Consider the following 19,993-nt stretch of genomic DNA (forward strand, 5'->3'; position numbering starts at 1 on the left):
AACAAATGGCAATGAAACCGGAATGCGCTGTCGTGATCGGCATGGGCCAGTTGGGCCGCGTCTTTTCGGCCGCCCTGCTGGCGAACGGGAATGCCGTCATCCCTGTGCTGCGGGACAGCGACATGCAAGCCCTGGCCGGCATCTTCCCCGAGCCGGTCCTGGTGCTGGTCGCCACCGGCGAAGCAGAGCTGCATCCCGTGCTCGAGGCCATCCCGCAGGTCTGGCGCGATCGGCTTGGCCTGTTACAGAATGAACTGCTGCCCAGAGACTGGCAGCGACATGGCATCAGTGATCCCACGGTCATCCCGGTCTGGTTCGAAAAAAAGCAGGGGTCCGACGTCAAGCCCCTGCTGCCCACACCCGTGTATGGTCCGGCAAGTGAACTGGTGCTCTCGTCCATGTCCCGTGTCGGCATCCCGGGGCGCCCGCTGGACAGCGCGGAGCAACTCACCTTCGAACTGGTGCTGAAAAATCTTTATATACTGACGATCAATATTGCCGGTCTGCGGGTAGGGGGCGATGTCGATACGCTCTGGACCCGGCATCGGGAGTTCGCGGAAGCGGTATTCGATGAGATATTGGCCATTCAGGAAGCGCTGACCGGCGGCCGTTTTTCCCGTGCGGCCCTGCTGGCAGGCATGGATGCCGCCATTGCCGGCGATCCGCAGCATCAATGCACTGGGCGCAGTGCTCCGGTACGCTTGCGCCGGGCCCTGGAGCACGCCGATGCCCTGGGGCTTGCCACACCCCTGTTGCGGGATCTTGCCAGGCTACACGGCTAGCTCTCGGGGGCACCACTGAGCAGGTGGCGGATGAGTTCGGCCCATTCTTCGTGGCCACCACGCTGAAAGAATCCGAGGCTGCGCTGCCAGGCCGCAAGGGCGGCGTCCCGCTGGTTCTGGGCCTCGAACACGCGCCCCAGCCCCAGAAAGGTCTGCCCCAGCAGGTTGTCCCGTTCATCCGCCGCGAGCTCCGCCTCACGCAGGCGGCGCAAGGCTTCCTGGTAGAGCATCCGGGCAGGCTCGATTTCGCCCTGCTGACGCAACAGGTGGGCCAGGGCGAGCCTGGCACGCAGGGTGAGCGGCTCGTCACCGATCTGTTCAGCCAGATCGCCGGCTTCCTGCAGGCTGTCGATGGCTGCCTGTTCATCGCCGCGGTCGTGCAGGGCCATGCCCCTGTCAAACAGCAGGTGGGCAATGGTTTCGCTGTCCCCGGACTGCCGGGCGGCAAGCAGGGCTTGCTCAAGTGCATCGGTTTGCATGCTCGGACTGCTCCTCTGGAAAGCACTTCAGTGTAGCGGAATCAAAAAGGACTACACAAACGGCCGCTGATCTGATATAAAGTCGGGCTTTCCACGCTTTCTGGAGTAGTCCCATGGCCAAGGTTTGTCTTGTGACCGGCAAGAAGCCCATGTCCGGCAACAATGTTTCACACGCGAACAACAAGACCCGTCGCCGTTTTCTGCCCAACCTGCAGAACCGTCGTTTCTGGGTTGAGAGCGAAAATCGCTGGGTGCGCATGCGCCTGAGCGCCCGCGCGGTCAAATTGATCGACAAGCAGGGAATTGACGCCGTATTGGCCGATTTGCGCGCCAAGGGCGAGAAGATCTAAGGAGATCCCCATGCGAGACAAAATCAAACTGGTGTCGTCCGCCAAGACCGGACATTTCTACACCACTTCCAAGAACAAGAAGACCAAGCCTGAAAAGCTGGAATTCATGAAGTATGACCCGGTCGTGCGCAAGCATGTGGCCTATCGCGAAGAGAAGTTGAAGTAATCGCGTACTGCGACGGTTCATTGAAAACGCCCGGCATGCCGGGCGTTTTTGCTTGGATTGTCCGTGAGCTCAGTTCGCGATCGGCTTGGCCCTGGCAAGCCCAAGCATCTCCAGCATCCGGATGTAGGCCCAGCCAATATCGAATTCCCAGGGCTTGACCGACAACTTGGGGCTTGCGGCAAAGCGGTGATGATTGTTGTGCAGTTCCTCGCCACCGATGAGAATGCCCCAGGGAATGAGATTGGTGCTGTTGTCCTTGACCTGAAAGCTGCGATAGCCAACAAAGTGCCCCAGGCCATTGATCACGCCGGCGGCCCAGAACGGTATCCACAGCATCTGCACGCCCCAGGCGAGAAAGCCAGCCAGGGCACCAAAAAGCAGGATGTCGAGGCCGAGCAGGAGCAGGATACCGCTGGCCGGGAAACGGCTGTAGAGCTTGCGTTCGATCCAGTCATCCGGGGTGCCGCGGCCGTATTTCTCCACCATCGCCTTGTCCTTGACGGCGTTGCGATAGAGAAAGGCGCCACCGAACAGCACGCGCCAGATCCCGTAGATCTTGGGGCTGTGTGGATCGCCTTCGCGCTCGCAGAAGGCGTGATGCTTGCGGTGTGACGACACCCATTCCTTGGTGACCATGCCGGTGGTCAGCCAGAGCCAGAAACGCATGAAGTGGCTTACCAAGGGATGCAGGTAAACCGACATGTGTGCCTGGGAACGGTGCAGGTAGATGGTGACGGATGCAATGGTGATGTGCGTGGCGATCAGGACATAAAGCACCACGCCCCAGCCAGATACGGACAATAAATTCATGGACTCTCCTTCATGTGCCGCGGCATCGACTGGCGGCTAACCTGTCATTTAATCATACCTGAGGGTGCGATTAAAGGATTGGTTCGGCATTGCCGGCAAGCGCCGGGCAAAATGATCCAGGGCAAAGGCGCGCAAGGTCGGCATGTCCGCGCCAGACAGATCGGCGGGTAGCGGCACGCCCAGGTCGGTCAGCGCGCTCATCCAGGCCCTGGCTGGCGCCTCTGCCCAGGGGCTGGCACCATCGCTTTTGGATAGCTTTCGTCCTTGCCCATCCAGGATGAGTGGCAGGTGCGCATAGACGGGCCGGCCATGGCCAAGATAGTCCTGCAGCAGGCACTGTCTGCCGGTGACGGCCAGGAGGTCCTCACCGCGCGCCACCTGGGTCACGCCCTGCCAGGCATCATCCACCACACTGGCGAGCACATAGGCGAAGATGCCATCGGCACGCTGCAGGATGAAGTCGCCCTCCAGGGCGGGGAACTGGCGCTGGGGGCCCAGCAACAGGTCATGAAAGACCCGGGGCTGCTCCGGTACCCGCAGGCGCCAGGCACGACCCTGGCGGTCCGCGGGTAATCCATTGCGGCAGGTACCGGGATAGATGCCGCCTGCCAACCGGATTTCCTGGCGCGTGCAGGCGCAGGGGTAAGCCAGGCCCTGCCTTTGAAGTTGCGCCAGGGCTTCGGCATAGGCGGGAATCCGGGTGGACTGGTAGAGCACCGGCCCGTCCCATTCCAGACCCAGGCGTTCCAGGTCGCGCAGGATGGCGCTGTCGGCCCCGGCTTGCAGGCGCGGCGTGTCGAGATCTTCCATGCGCAGCAACCAGCGTCCTTTGGATGCCCTGGCAAGGAGATAACTCCCGATGGCGGCGAGCACCGAACCCCGATGCAGGAGCCCGCTCGGGGTAGGGGCGAAGCGACCGACGATGCCCGGCGCATCCATGGCGCAGGCGAGCCAAGCTACATCTTGATCTGGGTCCAGCCCTCATGGTCGCGTTTGAGGATCAGCGCGATGGCGCCCGGATAAACCACCTTGACGCTGTCGATCAATTTCTTGTCGGAAATCTTCAAGGACTTCATGGTGTTGCCGCAGGCCATGAAGGTGATGCCGTAATCGCTCAGACTGCTCACATTGTCCGCAACCGGCGAGTTCTTCATGAGCATGTTGACGCCCTGACCCCAGGCCATCACTTCCAGTTGCACGTTGTCCATACCGAGGATGGTCATGATCTGCCTGGCCATCCCGACCGTCTTTTTCCACACCGCGGGGTCGCCGCTGTCGACTTCCAGCAGTACCTTGGCATTTTTCTCCAAAGGGATGTCGAGCTTTTCAGCCGCCTGGACCGGTCCGGCGAGGGCCAGCACGAAAAACAGAAGGGCTGCGAAAAAGGATTGATGAATCGTCTTCATGGTGTCTCCAGTTCTTGATGAATGATCTTGGACTTACATGGCGCTGCTCGGCAGGGCGGGCCGCTTGTCATCCGGCGCCGCCTGATTTACGTTAGCTGCGAGCCTGCTGTGTTGCTGCCGGATGGTCAATCCGGAAAGCTCGACTATATACACTGGCAACCGCTTGCCTTGTCATGCCCGGATTGCCGTGCGGTCCGGACGGCCCCCCAGGAACATTTTTAGAAGGACCCTCCATGTCGTCAACTGCCGCATCCGTCGACGCGACGACGCCCCAGCGGGGGCGCACCGTTATCTGGGCGCTGAGCACCTACTTTGCCCAGGGTCTGCCATATTCCATCGTTCACCAGATGTCCGCCCAGTTTTTCACGGCTGCGGGTGCCAGTCTGCAGGCCATCGGCCTCACCAGCCTATATGGTCTGGCCTGGAACCTGAAGTTCCTCTGGAGCCCGCTGGTCGATCTGATCAGCACCAAGAAAAGCTGGATCATCGGGATCGAACTGCTGCTGGCGGCCGTGGTGGCCATGCTGGCCTGGCCGGCGCAGGGCAGCTTTGATCTGGCGCTCGCTGCCAAGATCTTCCTGGTGGTGGCCTTTCTGGCGGCTACCCATGACATCGCCATCGATGGCTACTATATACAATCTCTCGATGATGCGGACCAGGCGGCTTATTCCGGATTGCGCGTGGCCGCGTACCGCGTGGCGCTGCTGGTTGGCAATGGCGCGCTGGTGGTGCTGGCTGGCAAGGTCTCCTGGATGATTGCCTTTCTCGCCGCGGCGGGCATCCTGGCCCTGCTGGCATTGATGCACAAGCTGATCCTGCCGCCAGTACCCGCCAGTGTGCGCCAGGTTGGCGGGAGCGTGCTGCGGGATGCATTCTTCAGCTATCTGCGTCAGCCCCACATTTGGATGGTGCTGGGCTTCATCCTGCTGTTTCGCGCCGGGGATGCCATGATGTTCGCCATGTCCACGCCGCTGCTGAAAGAGCTTGGCTATGATACCGCGGCGCGTGGTTTCCTGTCCGGGACAGTGGGTACCCTGGCCGGCATTGGCGGGGCACTGCTCGGCGGCGCCCTGATCAGCCGCCATGGCCTGCGGCGCACCTTCTTCCCGTTTGCGCTGGTACAGAGCCTGGCGATTCCGGCCTATGCCTGGATGGCCTATGTCGAGCCGGGTTTCTGGGGCGTGGCCTTCGTGGTCGGTTTTGAGCAGCTTGCCGCCGGTTTCGGAACCGCGGCCCTGATGGTCTTTCTGATGCAGCGTTGCCAGGGGGATTACCAGGCCACCCACTTCGCCATCGGTTCGGCGCTGATGTCGGTCGCCGCGACTTTCGCTGGCAGTGCCAGCGGTTTCATTGCCGACAGTGTCGGTTTCACCGTGTTCTTCTGGTTTGCCTTTGCGCTGTCCTGGCCGGGGGTCATCCTGGCTGGCCTGATGCCGGCGCGCGTACATCATGGATGATGGATTGATGAAGATTTCAGGATTTCGGCGGGTTTTTTCGCACGCCAGATGGCTTGTTCTACCCTGCGTCGCATTGCTGGGTCTTGGTTGCGATTCCAGCGGGATGCGGGTTGGCGCCAGCCGGGTGCAGGCAGCCTCCAATTTTACAGCAAACATGGTCTGGGTACCCCCGGCCTCGAATCCATCGGCCTTGGCGATGGCCTCACGCGGCTTTCCCAAGACAGAGCTTTCGGACTTTCTCGGCAACCGGCCGGCCAGTGAGGGCGCCTGGGCCGTCAGTGTCATGGATCTTGCGAGTCGACAGACCGTGTATGAGTTCCAAGGCCAGGCTCCTCTGTTGCCGGCGTCCACGGCCAAGCTGTTGACGACTGCCTTTGTGCTTGATGTGCTCGGGCCTGACGCGGTCTTCCGCACCCAGATCTACGGCCAGATGCGCCCCGGCGTGGATGGTATCCTGCGTGGCCCGCTGACCCTTGTGGGTGCTGGCGATCCCAATCTGTCGAGCCGGGTGTTTCCCTATGAGCAGACCACCGAGCGTGGGACCCTGAGCGAGCCATTTGATCAGCTTGCGGCCCAGCTCTGGCAGAGTGGCGTACGCGTGGTCCCCGACGGTATCGTGGCGGATGCACTGCGCTATCCGCAGGAGCCGCGGCCGGCCGGCTGGACCGAGGACGACAAGCGACGCTGGTATGGTGCCCCGGTCAGGGGTCTCAGTTTCAATGACAGCCTGGTGTTTGTGAATGCCCGCCCGACTCGCCCCGGCCGGCCAGCGGTGGTCTCGGTGCAGCCCAATCCCGCTGGGCTGATCCGCACCGCGGTAACGACCGGTCGGCGGGGTTCTGGCAGCTGGCTCAATCTTGAGGCCGAGGGGGATCACTGGGTTCTGAAAGGGCAGCTGGCAGCGGGTCGCGGGGCAGTTTTCAGGATGCTGGCCCAGCCGGAACCGGCGCAGATGGCGGCCATGGCCCTGCGTGATGCCCTGGAGCGTCACGGGATTCTGGTGGGTTCGTCCACCCGCATTCTGTTCCGTCAGCCCGGCACGCCGGCACCGGTGGCCACGCGTTACAACGATCAGGTGCTGCTGGCCGAGCGCGTCTCGCCGCGTCTGGCCGACGCTGTCACCGTGGTCAACAAGGTGAGCCAGAACCAGCACGCAGAGATGCTGCTGCGTGAAGCGAGTCTTGGCATGGGCGGTGATGGCAGTCTGGAGATGGCGAGCACCCAGTTGCACCACTGGCTGGAGAAGCGGGGGCTGAGCACCCCGGAATGCTTCATGGATGATGCCTGTGGCCTGTCACGCAACAATCGACTGACTGCCACGGCACTCACACGGGTGCTGGGCTATGCCGCAAATACCCCCTGGGGCAAGGCCTGGCGTCAGTCCCTGCCATTGGCTGGCAACGATGGCACCCTGCGCCACCGCATGCAGGGTCTGACGAGCGGTGCCGAGGTCAGGGCCAAGACCGGTACGCTCAATGGCGTCCAGACCCTGGCGGGCTTCATTCGCAAACCCGATGGCCGGGAATATGCCTTTTCCATCTTGGTCAACGATTTCCGGACCTCTGATTTGCTTATCCGCCAGCATATCGATCATCTGGTCGACCTGATCGCTGGCTCACCGGTACTGCCCCAGCCTGGCGAGTTCGCCAGCTTTGGCGAGGCGGAGTGATCCATGACCTCCCTTGCGCCGGCGCTGCTGAAAGCCTACTTCGACAGCCGGTACACCGTTTGCTGTGACAGCGGTGCAGTGACCTTTCGCATCGGCGGGCCGCTGCCGGACTGCCTGCGCCGGCCCTTCGCGTTAGTGACAGCCTGGAACCCGCGCTCGGTGCCCCTGAACCGGGAGCTCAACGAGTCCCGCCATGCCGCCTTGCGCGCCCAGCTGGATCTCGAGGACTGGAAGTATCTTCCGGCGCGCGGGGAGGGGACGAACAGCTGGGTGGAGGAGAGCCTGGCCATCCTCGATATTCCCCTGGAAAGGGCGCTGAAGCTGGCCCGGCAGTTCGGGCAGAACGCCATCGTCTGGGGCGATGGTCAGCGAAGCGAACTGGTGTTGTGTTCGGGTGAACGCCCGCCGCGCCCATAGCCGACCCCCCAGGACGCGCATTAGCTGCCTTTCCCGCCCTGGGGTATAATCCTGCCTTTTGGCTGGATCCCTACATGTCTGCAATCAACCCGCATCGGCTCAGCGTTGCGCCCATGATGGACTGGAGCGATCGTCATTGCCGCTATTTTCTCCGCCAGATCTGTCGCAACTGTCTTCTTTATACCGAGATGGTCACCACCGGAGCCATCCTGCGTGGCCGCGACCCGCAACGTTTCCTCGATTTCTCGGATGAGGAGCTGCCATTGGCGCTCCAGCTTGGCGGAGACGATCCGGCGGACCTGGCACGCTGCGCGCGGATTGCGGAGGAGTGGGGCTACACCGAAATCAACCTCAATGTCGGCTGTCCCTCCGACCGTGTGCAGTCGGGCCGCTTTGGCGCCTGTCTCATGCGCGTGCCCGAACAGGTGGCAGAAATGGTGGCCGCAATGCGTGCCGCCACCCGGCTGCCGGTGACGGTGAAGCACCGCGTTGGGGTGGACGAACTCGACAGCTATGAGGACATGGCGCGTTTCGTCGAGCGGGTCAGTGCCGCAGGCTGCAATACCTTCATCGTGCATGCCCGCAAGGCCTGGCTGCAGGGCCTGAGTCCGGCGGAGAACCGCACGGTGCCGCCTTTGCGTCATACGGAGGTCTATCAGCTCAAGGCCGATTTTCCGCAGCTGAACATCGAACTCAATGGCGGCGTGACCAGCATCGACGAGGTCGAGGCGCATCTTGCCCATGTGGATGGTGTCATGCTCGGGCGGGCCGCCTATCATGATCCATGGATCCTGGCCGGGGCGGATGCGCGCGTGTTCGATCGGCCGGCGGCTGCTCCGCTGACGCGGCGCCGGGTCATCGAAGCCATGCAGCCTTATGCCGAGAAGGTGCTTCAGATCCCACATGGCAGTCTCCATGCCGTCACTCGCCACATGCTCGGTCTGTTCCATGGACAGCCAGGCACCCGGGCCTGGAAACGCCTGCTCAGTACCCGGGTGCATCAGGTTGGCGCCGGGCCCGCGCTCCTTGAGGAAGCCATGCTGGCCCTGCCGAGGGAGGTGCTTGAGCAGCCGGCGCTCAGCTTGCCCAAGTAACTGAATTCAGGTAAAAAGGTGCCATCCTTTTGGTGCACGCCAAAGCCAGCCATTCAGTATTTCCGCCTGGAAACAGGGAGTAGATCAGATGCCTGCCGACACGTCTAACTCCTGTCCAGACCCGCGCCCCATCGGCCGTACCCGACTTCCCGTTTAGTCACGCAAGGATCTTCCGTGGAAAACGAAACGAACGCACGCTCGACCAGAAATGTTTCCTGCACGCAGTTTCTCGATCAGCTGCTCGCCGCCCTGGAGGCGGCTCGGGAGGGCGATTTCTCCCTCCGGCTCCGCCATGTAAAGTCCGGCATCACGGGAGAAGTTGCCCGCGCCTTCAATGATGTGATGAGCATGAATGCAAGGCTCGCCAATGAGTTGACGCGCATTGGCAAGGTCGTTGGGCGCGAGGGACGGATGGCCGAGCGCGCCAGTCTTGGGGATGCCCAGGGCGCCTGGAAGCAGAGCATCGAAGCCGTCAACAGCCTGGTCGGTGATCTGGTCATGCCGACCACGGAGGTCGCGCGCGTGATCAATGCCGTGGCCGAGGGTGATCTCTCCCAGAAAATCGCGCTGGAAATCGATGGCAGGCCGATCAAGGGCGAGTTCCTGCGCATTGGTACCACGGTGAATACCATGGTGGACCAGCTCCGTTCCTTTGCCTCGGAAGTGACCCGCGTGGCCAAGGAAGTGGGTACCGAGGGCAAGCTGGGCGGCCAGGCCGAGGTGCAGGGCGTGTCCGGGACCTGGAAGGATCTGACCGACAACGTGAATCTGCTCGCGGGCAATCTGACCAGCCAGGTGCGAAACATCGCGCTCGTGACCACCGCGGTGGCAAACGGCGATCTTTCACAAAAGATTACAGTCGATGCCAAGGGTGAGATTCTCGAACTCAAGGACACCATCAACACCATGGTGGACCAGCTCCGTTCCTTTGCCTCGGAAGTGACCCGCGTGGCCAAGGAAGTGGGTACCGAGGGCAAGCTGGGAGGCCAGGCAGATGTGCAGGGCGTGTCCGGCACCTGGAAGGACCTGACCGACAACGTGAACCAGCTGGCGAGCAATCTGACCGGACAGGTGCGAAACATCGCGCTCGTGACCACCGCGGTGGCAAACGGCGACATGTCGCAGAAGATCACCGTGGACGCGCGCGGCGAGATTCTCGAACTCAAGGACACCATCAACACCATGGTGGACCAGCTCAGCACCTTCGCGGGCGAAGTGACCCGCGTGGCCAAGGAAGTGGGTACCGAGGGGAAGCTCGGCGGTCAGGCAGATGTGCAGGGCGTGTCCGGCACCTGGAAGGACCTGACCGACAACGTGAACCAGCTGGCGAGCAATCTGACCGGACAGGTGCGAAACATCGCGCTCGTGACCACCGCGGTGGCAAACGGCGACATGTCGCAGAAGATCACCGTGGACGCGCGCGGCGAGATTCTCGAACTCAAGGACACCATCAACACCATGGTGGACCAGCTCAGCACCTTCGCGGGCGAAGTGACCCGCGTGGCCAAGGAAGTGGGTACCGAGGGCAAGCTCGGCGGTCAGGCCGAGGTGCAGGGCGTGTCCGGCACCTGGAAGGACCTGACCGATAACGTGAACCAGCTGGCGGGCAATCTGACCAGCCAGGTGCGAAACATCGCCAAGGTCACGACTGCCGTGGCAAACGGCGATCTTTCACAGAAAATTACAGTCGATGCCAAGGGCGAAATCCTGGAGCTGAAAAATACCGTGAACATCATGGTGGACCAGCTCAGCACCTTCGCGGGCGAGGTGACCCGCGTGGCGCGCGAGGTGGGCACGGACGGCAAGCTCGGCGGCCAGGCGGAGGTGAAGGGCGTGTCGGGTGTCTGGAAGGACCTCACCGATAACGTGAACTTCATGGCCCGCAACCTCACCACCCAGGTGCGAGGCATTGCCCGCGTGGTGACCTCGGTCGCCAACGGCGACCTCAAGCAGAAGCTGTCGGTGGACGCCAAGGGGGAAATCGCCGCGCTGGCGGACACCATCAATGGCATGACCGATACCCTGAGCATCTTTGCCGAGCAGGTGACCGGGGTGGCGCGCGAGGTGGGTATCGAGGGCAAGCTGGGCGGCCAGGCCAAGGTGCCGGGTGCCGCCGGTACCTGGAAGGATCTCACCGACAACGTGAACTTCATGGCATCGACCCTCACCAGCCAGGTGCGTGCCATCGCCGAGGTGGCCACCGCGGTGACCAAGGGCGATCTGACCCGGTCGATTTCCATCGCCGCGGAAGGTGAAGTGGCCGATCTGAAGGACAACATCAATCAGATGATCGGCAACCTCAAGGACACCACCCTGAAGAACCAGGAGCAGGACTGGCTCAAGACCAATCTCGCCAAGTTCTCCGGCATGATGCAGGGCCAGAAGGATCTGGCCGCGGTTTCGCGCCTGCTGATGTCCGAGCTGACGCCGCTGGTTTCCGCCCATCACGGCGTCTTTTTCCTGGCCGACAGCGAGGACGACGCGCCGGTACTCAAGCTCATCTCAAGCTATGCCTACAAGGCGCGCAAGAGCGTCAGCAATCGCTTCAGGCTTGGCGAGGGCCTGGTCGGCCAGTGTGCCCTGGAGAAGAAAACCATCCTGCTCACCCAGGTGCCGCATGACTATATCCAGATCAGCAGTGGTCTGGGCGAGGCCACGCCGATGAACATCGTGGTCCTGCCGGTACTGTTCGAGGGCGAGGTCAAGGCAGTCATCGAGCTGGCCTCCTTCCAGCCCTTCAGTCCCATCCACCAGATCTTCCTGGATCAGTTGATGGAGAGCGTGGGCGTGGTGCTCAACATGATCACCGCCAACATGCGAACCGAGGAGCTGTTGCAGGAGCTGCAGCGCTCCAACTCGGAACTCGAGGCCCAGGCCAAGGAGCTGGAAGAGAAGGCGACCCTGCTCGAAGTCAAGAACAAGGAAGTGGAGCTCGCCAGTGAATCGCTCGAAGAAAAGGCCGAACAGCTTGCCCTGATTTCCAAGTACAAGTCCGAGTTCCTGGCCAACATGTCGCACGAGCTGCGCACGCCCCTCAACAGCCTGATGATCCTGGCCAAGCTGCTGTCCGAGAACAAGGATCACAACCTCAGCGACAAGCAGGTCGAGTTTGCCAACACCATCTATGCCTCGGGCAATGACCTGCTGTCGCTGATCAACGAGATTCTGGACCTTTCCAAGGTGGAATCCGGCAAGATGGTGGTGGATGCCAGTCGGATCACGCTGACCGAGCTCGGGCAGACCATGGAGCGGGGCTTCCGTCAGGTGGCTCAGCAAAAATCGCTGCGATTCAACGTCTATTTCGAGCCGGATCTGCCGAAGGTGGTCTATACCGACAGCCAGCGCCTGCAGCAGATCCTGCGGAACCTCCTGTCCAATGCCTTCAAGTTCACCGATCATGGCCAGGTATCCCTGCACGTATCACGCGTGGATCAGCGGCGCAAGTTCGACAACCCGGCACTCAACCAGGCCGAGGGCGTCATCGCCTTCTCCGTCACGGATACCGGCATCGGCATCCCGAAAGAGAAGCAGCGGCTCATCTTCGAAGCCTTTCAGCAGGCCGATGGCACCACCAGCCGCAAATATGGCGGCACCGGCCTGGGTCTGACCATCAGCCGTGAAATCGCCCGCCTGCTTGGCGGCGAGATCCGGCTCGAAAGCGTGCCGGGACGTGGCAGCACCTTTACCCTCTACCTGCCGCAGACCTATCTGAACCCTGAGCTGGAAGGCATGGAGGCGGAACTCGAAGCTCTTACCGAATACCAGCCTTCGCCTTTGGTGTCGGCCATGATCGATGCCGAGCGGGTGCTGCGTCCTGTGGAGGTTTTGATCGATGACCGCGACGCCATCCTGCCTGGCGACCCGGTATTCCTGATCATCGAAAATGATGTCAGCTTTGCGCGGATCCTGCTGAGCATGGCGCGTGACAAGGGCTTCAAGGGCCTGGTCGCCGGTGATGGCGAATCGGGGCTGGCACTGGCCAACCGTTATCGGCCCCAGACCATCACGCTGGACCTCAAGCTGCCGATTCTGGATGGCTGGACAGTGCTCGATCGTCTCAAGCGCAACCCCGACACCCGACACATTCCCGTGCATGTGATCTCGGTCGTGGACCGGGAACAGCATGGCGAACCGCTCGGCGCCGTGGCCTATCTGGAGAAGCCGGTCAGTCAGGAAAATCTGGAAAGCATCTTCACGCATCTCAACTGCCTGACCCAGCGGGAAATGCGCACCCTGCTGCTGGTAGAGGATGACGCCGTCCAGCGCAGCAGCCTGCAGGAGCTGCTGGAACAAGGGGGGCTTGAGGTACAGGCCGTGAGTACCGGTGCGGATGCGCTGGCCGCGCTTGCCCATCAACACTTTGACTGCATGGTGCTCGATCTGGTATTGCCCGACATGAGCGGTGCCGAGCTGCTGGCGAACATCAAGGCCGAAAAGGGGATCCACGACCTGCCGGTGCTCATCTATACCAGTAAGGAACTCGATCCCCAGGAGATAACGCAATTGCGGGCGTGCACCAAATCGATCATCGTCAAGGGAGCCGATTCCGCCGAACTGCTGCTCAGCGAGACCCGGCACAGCCTGCGCCGCCTGGAATCCGCTCCGGTGCAGGAGCTCCTGGCGCCGGGCATGCTGACCGGCCGCAAGGTACTGGTGGTGGACGATGATGCGCGCAACATATTTGCACTTGCCAGCGTGCTCGAAAGCCATGACATCGAGGTGCTGTATGCCGAGAACGGCCTGGACGGCATCAATATGCTCAAGCGCAATCCCGATATCAATCTGGTATTGATGGATGTCATGATGCCCGGCATGGACGGTTACGAGACCATGCAGGAAATTCGCAAGCTCACGGCTTTTGCGTCCTTGCCGATCATTGCCCTGACCGCCAAGGCCATGCCGGGTGACCGCGAGAAGTGCATCGAAGCCGGGGCCTCAGATTATATCCCCAAGCCGGTCGACACCGAGCTGTTGCTCATGCTCATGAGCCGGTGGCTGGACTCGCGGGACGCGGCCGAAGCCTGAACCGCTTGAACAATATGCAGATAAAAGCAAGCATTCTCCTGGTCGATGACCGTCCGGAAAACCTGCTGGCCCTGGAGGCCAGTCTGGAAGGACTGGGACATGAGCTGGTACGCGCCTATTCTGGTGAGGAGGCCCTGAAATACCTGCTCAAGCAGGACTTTGCCGTGATTCTGCTCGATGTGCAGATGCCGGGCATCAATGGCTTTGAAACCGCCCGGCTGATCAAGGATAGGCCAAAGTCCCGCATGATCCCCATCATCTTCATGACGGCGATCAACAAGGACGAGCGCTATATCTTTGAAGGCTACGCCATGGGTGCCGTGGATTACATGGTCAAGCCCTTCGATCCCGCGGTGCTTCGCTCCAAGGTATCGGTGTTCGTCGATCTGTATGTCAAGAATGAGCAGATCAGGCGCCAGGGCGAATTGCTGCGACAGATCGAGCGGCGCGAGCAGGCCCGCCAGCTGGCGGAGCTCGAAGAAGCCAAGGAGCTGCGTTACCGCAACCTGGCCGAAAGCATTCCCCAACTCGTCTGGACGGCCCTGCCGGATCGCAGTTTTGGCTATTTCAACCGGCGCTGGTGTGAATATACCGGCCTGGATCCGGAAGCGATGGGGCTGGATGTGCTGGGAAGCATCCTGCCGCCCGAGGATCTCGCCAGTTTTGATGCCGCCTGGGACCAGGCCCTGGAGACCGGGCAGGGCTTCGAGCTCGAGGCCCGCCTGAAGCGGGATGCCGACCAGCTTCAGCGCTGGCATCTGATTCAGGTGCTCCCTGAGCGCGGTCCAGGCGACGAGATCATCGGCTGGCTGGGTACCTGCACCGATATCGACGAGCGAGTCCGCACCCGTGAGACCCTGCGCACCCTCAATGCGAAATTGCTGGATCAGAACCAGCGCATCGAGGCCGAGGTGCAGGAACGCACCCGTGACGTGATCCGCCAGAAGCGCTTCATCGAGGAAGTCATCGAGCATGCACCGGGCGGCGTGGCCTACGTCGATCGCGAGCTGGTGCTGCGCCTGGGTAATCCGGGTTTCGTGCGCATGACGGGCTTTGCCCGCGAGGAACTACTCAATCACCCCTTGCCGGAAACGGCGCTGGCCGAGATCGTCGAGCCCTTGCGCGAAGCCCTGGATCAGGGCAAGCGGCTGGAATGCGCCGAGATCTCCTTTGCTGCCCTTGATGATGGTCCGGCTTTGCGCTGCTGGGACTTCACCTTTTTTCCGGTGCCGGGAGAAGCGGGCTCAGAGGGCGTGCTGATCTACAGCCTGGATGTCACCGACCGGGTGGAAAATGCCCGGATGCAGAGGGAGCAGATCGAGCACCTGCATCAGGTGGATCGCATGAAAAGCGAGTTCCTGTCGGTCATCAGCCATGAACTGCGCACGCCGCTGAATTACATCAATGGCTTTGCTTCCGTCCTCGAAGGCCAGATGGCGGGACCGCTCAATGAGCGCCAGCGCGCCTTCCTGCGTAATATCATCAGCGGCTCCGACCGGATGCTCTATCTGGTCAATGACCTGCTGGACTTTGCCAAGCTCCAGTCGGGGCGTTTCGAGCTGAGCCTTGCAAGCGCGGATTTCGTGGAGTTGGTCGAGGAGGTTGCCGGCATGATGTTGCCGCAGGCCGAGAAAAAGGGTGTCAGCCTGCATGTCGAGGTGCCCTGGGACTGCAACCTGTTGTGTGACCGCCGCCGCGTGGTGCAGGTTCTGACCAATCTGCTCGACAACGGCATCAAGTTCACGCCGGCGGGCGGCGAGGTGAAGCTGCGCTGTTTTCCGGATGGCGATTTCCTGGTGACCGAGGTGCGTGACACCGGGGTTGGCATCGATCCTGAAGATATTGGAAAACTGTTCACACCCTTTACCCAGCTCGACATGAGTTCCACGCGCGAGGCCGGGGGCACCGGGCTTGGGCTCTGTATCGCCAAGGCGCTGGTGCAGTCCCATGGGGGCGACATCGGCGTGGAGAGCCCGGGCAGGCAGGCAGGTACGCTGTTTCGCGTGCGGCTGCCCCTGCAGGATGCCAAGGCGGTGCGCAGGAGCAGGCAGAAATCCAGGCAGAGGACAGGCGGCTAGTGAGCGACTCCTGGATGTGGGGGTAAATTCGGGTAGTCAGCCCGCCTCGGATCTGGAACGTAGATAGCTCTCGATCTGCTCGAGAAAATATTTGATCTGGATTGGTTTTGAAATATAGCCGTCAAAGCCCGCCTGCTCGATCTTCTCGCGATCGCCCGCCATGGCCAGCGCGGTCACGGCAATCATTGGCGTATCCTGCAGCTCGGGAATCCTGCGGATCTCCCGGGCGGCCTCATAGCCGTCCATGCGCGGCATCAGAATATCCATGATGATCAGATCGGGCTGCTCCCGGCGGGCCTGTTCCACGCCTTCCATGCCATCCCTGGCCAGCAGGGTCTCGTAACCGGCATCGCTGACCAGGAAGTCCAGCAGTTCGAGATTGATTGCGTCGTCCTCGACGAGGAGAATCCGGGCACCCATGCTCATTCCTTTTCCTGCTTGCCGCTGCTGGCGCTCATTGGGCAGGCCCGCTAGGAGGCGGTCCGTATCTTGCCCGATTCGCTATCCTGCATGCTGTTACCCGCTGCCATCCTGAGTGCTTCCAGCAATGATTCGATCCGGGAGATGCACTCGGCAGGAAATGGCTCGCTGGCGTTGGCCAGGGGCCTGAGAAAGGCATCCGCGTGCTGGGCGGCCTCGCTGATCTCCGGGAAGCCGAGAGGGGCGCTGCTGCCACAGAGGCTGTGAACGTGTATATATAAGGGTTTCAGATCCGACGGGTTGCGGGAGGCTCGTGCTGTCGGCCAAAGCACTTCGATTTCAGCCATCCGTTCACGCATCTGTTGCAGGAATGCTGCCTGCAAGGCGGCAAAGCGGTCCTGCAAGGATTCGGGCGGAGAACTCATGTATGGAGGAAACCTCGCAAGGCGCATTGTTTATGCTTGTATGGTACTGGCGCAAGTCCAAAGGCAGTTTTGAAAGCTCTGGTCATCGGCAGATTATGCCAATGCCCAAGCTGGGGCCGCAAGCAGCAGGATCCGGTAGATGGACGGATTGACAGGCTTGCGAGCCTGGGATCTGCAACGCAGAGTACAGGATTTCTTCGCCATGTGACAGTAGCAGACCGACGCGGGCCGGATAGTCGCAGGCCAGTCGGGTTTGCTGGCATTAGGCAGAATACGTTAATATTACGGCAATTTCTCGCAGGAAGAATCCCGTGTCCGAGCACGTCACCACGCAAGTCCCCAATTCCGAGGCCGCCTCTCCGGCCGAATTTGAAAAGGCCCTCGCCGAGCTGGAAGGCATCGTTCAGCGTCTGGAACAGGGGCAGCAGTCCCTGGTGGAAGCCCTGAGCGAATTTGAGCGTGGCGTCCAGCTTGCCCGGATCTGCGAGCAGGGGCTCAAGGATGCCGAACAGCAGGTCGAACAGTTGCTCCAGGGACCCGATGGCGCCAGCCTGACGGCTTTCAAGGCAGACAATGGCGGTAGCTGAGCCGATCCCAGAAGGAATTTCCATGGCAGCTTTGGCAGGTTTTGCCGAATTCCAGACCCGCATGCGCGAACGCATCGAGGTTCAGCTCGCACAGCTCTTGCCGGATGAGCAGATCCTGCCGGCTGGTTTGCATCAGGCCATGCGTTATTGCACGCTCGAAGGCGGTAAACGCCTGCGGCCCTTGCTGGTCTATGCCACGGGACAGAGTCTTGGCGCCGGTGTCGAGCTGCTGGACCGTGCGGCCAGTGCCGTCGAGCTGATCCACGTGTATTCGCTGGTACACGATGATCTCCCTGCCATGGATGATGACGACCTGCGGCGTGGGCGCCCGACCTGCCACAAGGCCTATGACGAGGCAACCGCCATCCTCGTCGGTGACGCCCTGCAGGCCCTCGCATTCCAGGTATTGGCGGATCATGCCTGGACGGTGGAGCCCCTGCGTCGCCTGCGCATGATCGAGGAGTTGGCAATGGCGGCAGGCTCGCGTGGCATGGTCGGTGGTCAGGCGATGGACCTTGCCGCGGTTGGCAGGCAGCTTTCCCTGCCCGAGCTCGAGGACATGCACATCCACAAGACGGGACGGCTGATCCGTGCCAGTGTCACGCTCGGGGCGCTGGCCGCGGGACTCACGGTACAGGACAAATCCTTTCATCAGCTGCGCGAATACGCGGAATACATCGGTCTGGCATTCCAGATTCAGGACGACATCCTCGACGAAACCGGAGACACCGAAACCATGGGCAAGCAGCAGGGTGCGGATCGTGCCCGCAACAAGCCAAGTTATGTTTCCCTGCTGGGCCTGGGCGAGGCGCGCAGCATGGCGGACAGGCTGGTCGAGTCGGCCTTGGCCGCGCTGTCCGGTTTCGATGACAGGGCCGATCATCTGCGGGCCATTGCCCGCCTCGTCGTGGAACGCAAGCAGTGAGCCCTGGCCTGCTCCAGGACATTCATTCTCCCGAGGACCTGCGCGCCCTGCCACGTTCATCGCTGCGCCCGCTGGCCGGCGAGCTGCGTGCCTTTATCATCGACAGCGTCTCGCGTACCGGCGGACACCTGTCGGCGGGCCTGGGCACGGTGGAGCTGACCCTGGCCCTGCACTATGTCTTCAACACGCCCGAGGACCGTCTGGTCTGGGACGTAGGGCACCAGAGCTATCCGCACAAGATCCTGACCGGGCGGCGCGGCATGTTCCCGACCCTGCGCCAGCAGGATGGCCTGTCCGGCTTTCCCAAGCGCGACGAGAGCCCCTATGATACTTTCGGGGTGGGGCATTCCAGCACCTCCATCAGCGCCGCGCTCGGCATGGCCGTGGCGGCCCAGCGTCAGGGCATCGACCGGCAGGTGGTGGCCATCATCGGCGATGGCGCCATGACAGCCGGCATGGCCTTCGAGGCCCTGAACAATGCCGGCAGCCTGGATGCCGACCTGCTGGTCATCCTCAACGACAACGAGATGTCCATCTCGCCCAATGTTGGGGCCTTCTCCACTTATCTGGCGCGCCTCCTGTCCGGCCGGCTCTATACCACGGTGCGTGAAGGCGCCGACCGCACCCTGAGCTGGATCCCACCCATCCATGAGCTGGCCCGCCGCGCCGAGGAGCACGTCAAGGGCATGGTCATGCCCGGCACGCTCTTCGAGGAACTAGGCTTCAACTATTACGGCCCCATCGACGGCCATGACCTGGACAGCCTGATCGGCACGCTCGACAACCTCAAGCGCATCAAGGGCCCGCGTCTGCTGCATGTGGTGACCAAAAAGGGCAAGGGCTATGCGCCGGCCGAGGCCGATCCCTGTGTCTATCACGGCGTGACCGCCTTTGACCCGGGCACCGGCAAGATGGAGAAAAAATCCGGCAAGGTGCCGAGTTATACCCAGATCTTTGGCGACTGGCTCTGCGAGGCGGCAGTCCAGGATTCCAGGCTGATGGCGATCACCCCGGCCATGCGCGAGGGATCCGGGCTGGTGAGCTTCTCCGAGCGCTTTCCGGCGCAGTATTTCGATGTCGGTATTGCCGAGCAGCATGCCCTGACCTTTGCCGCCGGTCTGGCCGCCGATGGGCTCAAGCCGGTGGTGGCGATCTATTCGACCTTCCTGCAGCGCGCCTATGACCAGCTCATCCATGACATTGCCATCCAGAACCTGCCTGTGATGCTGGCAGTGGACCGCGCGGGCCTGGTCGGCGCGGATGGTGCCACGCATCAGGGGGCCTTCGATCTCTCCTTTCTGCGCTGCATTCCCAATCTCGTGATCATGGCCCCCAAGGACGAGAACGAGATGCGTCACATGCTGCATACCGGCTACCATCATCAGGGCCCGAGCGTGGTGCGCTATCCGCGTGGCAGCGGGCTTGGCCTGGCGCTGGAAACGCCGCGCGAACTACCGATTGGCAAGGCGGAGATCCTGCGCCGTGGCCGCAATACGGCCATCCTCGCCTTTGGCAGCCGGGTGGCGCCGGCCCTGGCCGCCGGCGAGGCGCTGGATGCCACGGTGGTGAACATGCGCTTTGTCAAGCCGCTGGACGAGGCGCTTATCCTGGAACTGGCGCGTCAGCATACGGGCATCATCACCGTCGAGGAGAATGCCCTGGCGGGCGGGGCGGGGAGTGGCGTGGCCGAGTGCTTGGCCCGCAATGGTATTCAACTGCCGCTGCAACTGCTTGGCCTACCGGATGATTTCACCGAACAGGGCGATGCTCACGCGCAACTGGCGGCCATGGGACTGGACAGCGAAGGCATTCAGCGCGCCGCCCATGCGCTTGAAGGTGCGTCCCGGCTTGAGGCGAAGGGACGGGCGCGTTAATATCCGACTATGACACTCGGGTATTCCGG

The 19,993-nt window shown here is 61.9% G+C and carries 18 protein-coding genes; 12 read left to right on the top strand and 6 right to left on the bottom strand.

Annotated elements, in window-relative coordinates; all coding sequences use genetic code 11:
* The first annotated feature begins 5 nt into the window (after positions 1-5).
* On the top strand, positions 6-782 hold the full coding sequence (locus WOB96_RS00635; RefSeq protein ID WP_341369324.1) for a hypothetical protein: 777 nt from the start codon (positions 6-8) through the stop codon (positions 780-782).
* Here the strand turns inward: WOB96_RS00635 and WOB96_RS00640 are convergent.
* Positions 779-1,261, bottom strand: a complete 483-nt coding sequence (locus tag WOB96_RS00640; RefSeq protein WP_341369325.1) for a tetratricopeptide repeat protein — start codon at positions 1,259-1,261, stop codon at positions 779-781. The two genes, WOB96_RS00635 and WOB96_RS00640, sit on opposite strands and share 4 nt — an antisense overlap.
* A gap of 113 nt (positions 1,262-1,374) precedes the next feature.
* Here WOB96_RS00640 and rpmB point away from each other — a divergent pair, with 113 nt between their 5' ends.
* A complete protein-coding gene (gene rpmB / locus WOB96_RS00645) occupies positions 1,375-1,611 on the top strand; it encodes a 50S ribosomal protein L28 (protein WP_341369326.1) in 237 nt (78 codons plus the stop codon).
* Positions 1,612-1,621: 10 nt separating this feature from the next.
* Entirely contained in the window at positions 1,622-1,777 is a 156-nt protein-coding gene (gene rpmG / locus WOB96_RS00650) for a 50S ribosomal protein L33 (RefSeq protein ID WP_341369327.1), read from the top strand.
* A gap of 69 nt (positions 1,778-1,846) precedes the next feature.
* Here the strand turns inward: rpmG and WOB96_RS00655 are convergent, their stop codons facing one another.
* Genes WOB96_RS00655 through WOB96_RS00665 form a run of 3 tightly spaced genes read right to left on the bottom strand, consistent with a single transcriptional unit; the run spans position 1,847 to position 3,993 of the window.
* Positions 1,847-2,587 (bottom strand): DesA family fatty acid desaturase, encoded by a 741-nt coding sequence (locus WOB96_RS00655; RefSeq protein WP_341369328.1) that lies wholly within the window; start codon positions 2,585-2,587, stop codon positions 1,847-1,849.
* 48 nt (positions 2,588-2,635) lie between these two features.
* Positions 2,636-3,526 carry a tRNA glutamyl-Q(34) synthetase GluQRS gene (gene gluQRS, locus WOB96_RS00660; protein ID WP_341369329.1) on the bottom strand — a complete coding sequence of 297 codons (891 nt, stop codon included), beginning with the start codon at positions 3,524-3,526 and terminating at the stop codon, positions 2,636-2,638.
* A 17-nt stretch (positions 3,527-3,543) separates the two neighbouring features.
* Entirely contained in the window at positions 3,544-3,993 is a 450-nt protein-coding gene (locus WOB96_RS00665; protein ID WP_341369330.1) for a DsrE family protein, read from the bottom strand.
* Positions 3,994-4,226: 233 nt separating this feature from the next.
* On the opposite strand from WOB96_RS00665, the gene WOB96_RS00670 reads away from it, so the two are divergent.
* The 6 genes from WOB96_RS00670 to WOB96_RS00695 all read left to right on the top strand — a co-directional run bounded on the left by WOB96_RS00670 (position 4,227) and on the right by WOB96_RS00695 (position 15,733).
* Positions 4,227-5,450, top strand: coding sequence for an MFS transporter (locus WOB96_RS00670; RefSeq protein ID WP_341369331.1), 1,224 nt, complete (start codon positions 4,227-4,229; stop codon positions 5,448-5,450).
* Between the two features lie 154 nt (positions 5,451-5,604).
* Positions 5,605-7,119 (top strand): D-alanyl-D-alanine carboxypeptidase/D-alanyl-D-alanine endopeptidase, encoded by a 1,515-nt coding sequence (gene dacB, locus WOB96_RS00675; protein ID WP_341369332.1) that lies wholly within the window; start codon positions 5,605-5,607, stop codon positions 7,117-7,119.
* A 3-nt stretch (positions 7,120-7,122) separates the two neighbouring features.
* Positions 7,123-7,536, top strand: a complete 414-nt coding sequence (locus WOB96_RS00680; protein ID WP_341369333.1) for a DUF3293 domain-containing protein — start codon at positions 7,123-7,125, stop codon at positions 7,534-7,536.
* A gap of 74 nt (positions 7,537-7,610) precedes the next feature.
* On the top strand, positions 7,611-8,630 hold the full coding sequence (dusA, locus tag WOB96_RS00685; protein WP_341369334.1) for a tRNA dihydrouridine(20/20a) synthase DusA: 1,020 nt from the start codon (positions 7,611-7,613) through the stop codon (positions 8,628-8,630).
* A 174-nt stretch (positions 8,631-8,804) separates the two neighbouring features.
* On the top strand, positions 8,805-13,655 hold the full coding sequence (locus WOB96_RS00690; RefSeq protein ID WP_341369335.1) for a response regulator: 4,851 nt from the start codon (positions 8,805-8,807) through the stop codon (positions 13,653-13,655).
* A gap of 14 nt (positions 13,656-13,669) precedes the next feature.
* Positions 13,670-15,733, top strand: coding sequence for a hybrid sensor histidine kinase/response regulator (locus tag WOB96_RS00695; RefSeq protein ID WP_341369336.1), 2,064 nt, complete (start codon positions 13,670-13,672; stop codon positions 15,731-15,733).
* Positions 15,734-15,769: 36 nt separating this feature from the next.
* On the opposite strand, the gene WOB96_RS00700 is transcribed toward WOB96_RS00695, so the two are convergent.
* Positions 15,770-16,159, bottom strand: coding sequence for a response regulator (locus tag WOB96_RS00700; RefSeq protein WP_341369337.1), 390 nt, complete (start codon positions 16,157-16,159; stop codon positions 15,770-15,772).
* A 44-nt stretch (positions 16,160-16,203) separates the two neighbouring features.
* Complete coding sequence (locus tag WOB96_RS00705; protein WP_341369338.1) at positions 16,204-16,578, bottom strand: Hpt domain-containing protein; 375 nt, start codon at positions 16,576-16,578, stop codon at positions 16,204-16,206.
* 311 nt (positions 16,579-16,889) lie between these two features.
* On the opposite strand from WOB96_RS00705, the gene WOB96_RS00710 reads away from it, so the two are divergent.
* The 3 genes from WOB96_RS00710 to dxs are packed head-to-tail and all read left to right on the top strand — an operon-like array spanning position 16,890 to position 19,964.
* Entirely contained in the window at positions 16,890-17,165 is a 276-nt protein-coding gene (locus tag WOB96_RS00710) for an exodeoxyribonuclease VII small subunit (RefSeq protein ID WP_341369339.1), read from the top strand.
* A gap of 22 nt (positions 17,166-17,187) precedes the next feature.
* A complete protein-coding gene (locus tag WOB96_RS00715) occupies positions 17,188-18,090 on the top strand; it encodes a polyprenyl synthetase family protein (protein ID WP_341369340.1) in 903 nt (300 codons plus the stop codon).
* Positions 18,087-19,964 carry a 1-deoxy-D-xylulose-5-phosphate synthase gene (gene dxs, locus WOB96_RS00720; protein ID WP_341369341.1) on the top strand — a complete coding sequence of 626 codons (1,878 nt, stop codon included), beginning with the start codon at positions 18,087-18,089 and terminating at the stop codon, positions 19,962-19,964. The genes WOB96_RS00715 and dxs overlap by 4 nt, the downstream gene beginning before the upstream one ends.
* The last annotated feature ends 29 nt before the right edge of the window (positions 19,965-19,993 follow it).

The sequence above is a fragment of the Thermithiobacillus plumbiphilus genome, assembly GCF_038070005.1.
In the GTDB taxonomy this organism is placed as follows: Bacteria; Pseudomonadota; Gammaproteobacteria; order Acidithiobacillales; family Thermithiobacillaceae; genus JBBPCO01.

Coding starts and splice junctions, on each gene's coding strand:
- dacB (WP_341369332.1), top strand. CDS start 5,605: ATGGTCTGGGTACCCCCGGCCTCGAATCCATCGGCCTTGGCGATGGCC.
- WOB96_RS00705 (WP_341369338.1), bottom strand. CDS start 16,578: ATGAGTTCTCCGCCCGAATCCTTGCAGGACCGCTTTGCCGCCTTGCAG.
- WOB96_RS00665 (WP_341369330.1), bottom strand. CDS start 3,993: ATGAAGACGATTCATCAATCCTTTTTCGCAGCCCTTCTGTTTTTCGTG.
- rpmB (WP_341369326.1), top strand. CDS start 1,375: ATGGCCAAGGTTTGTCTTGTGACCGGCAAGAAGCCCATGTCCGGCAAC.
- WOB96_RS00680 (WP_341369333.1), top strand. CDS start 7,123: ATGACCTCCCTTGCGCCGGCGCTGCTGAAAGCCTACTTCGACAGCCGG.
- WOB96_RS00655 (WP_341369328.1), bottom strand. CDS start 2,587: ATGAATTTATTGTCCGTATCTGGCTGGGGCGTGGTGCTTTATGTCCTG.
- rpmG (WP_341369327.1), top strand. CDS start 1,622: ATGCGAGACAAAATCAAACTGGTGTCGTCCGCCAAGACCGGACATTTC.
- WOB96_RS00640 (WP_341369325.1), bottom strand. CDS start 1,261: ATGCAAACCGATGCACTTGAGCAAGCCCTGCTTGCCGCCCGGCAGTCC.
- WOB96_RS00670 (WP_341369331.1), top strand. CDS start 4,227: ATGTCGTCAACTGCCGCATCCGTCGACGCGACGACGCCCCAGCGGGGG.
- WOB96_RS00715 (WP_341369340.1), top strand. CDS start 17,188: ATGGCAGCTTTGGCAGGTTTTGCCGAATTCCAGACCCGCATGCGCGAA.
- dusA (WP_341369334.1), top strand. CDS start 7,611: ATGTCTGCAATCAACCCGCATCGGCTCAGCGTTGCGCCCATGATGGAC.
- WOB96_RS00695 (WP_341369336.1), top strand. CDS start 13,670: ATGCAGATAAAAGCAAGCATTCTCCTGGTCGATGACCGTCCGGAAAAC.
- gluQRS (WP_341369329.1), bottom strand. CDS start 3,526: ATGGATGCGCCGGGCATCGTCGGTCGCTTCGCCCCTACCCCGAGCGGG.
- WOB96_RS00700 (WP_341369337.1), bottom strand. CDS start 16,159: ATGAGCATGGGTGCCCGGATTCTCCTCGTCGAGGACGACGCAATCAAT.
- WOB96_RS00635 (WP_341369324.1), top strand. CDS start 6: ATGGCAATGAAACCGGAATGCGCTGTCGTGATCGGCATGGGCCAGTTG.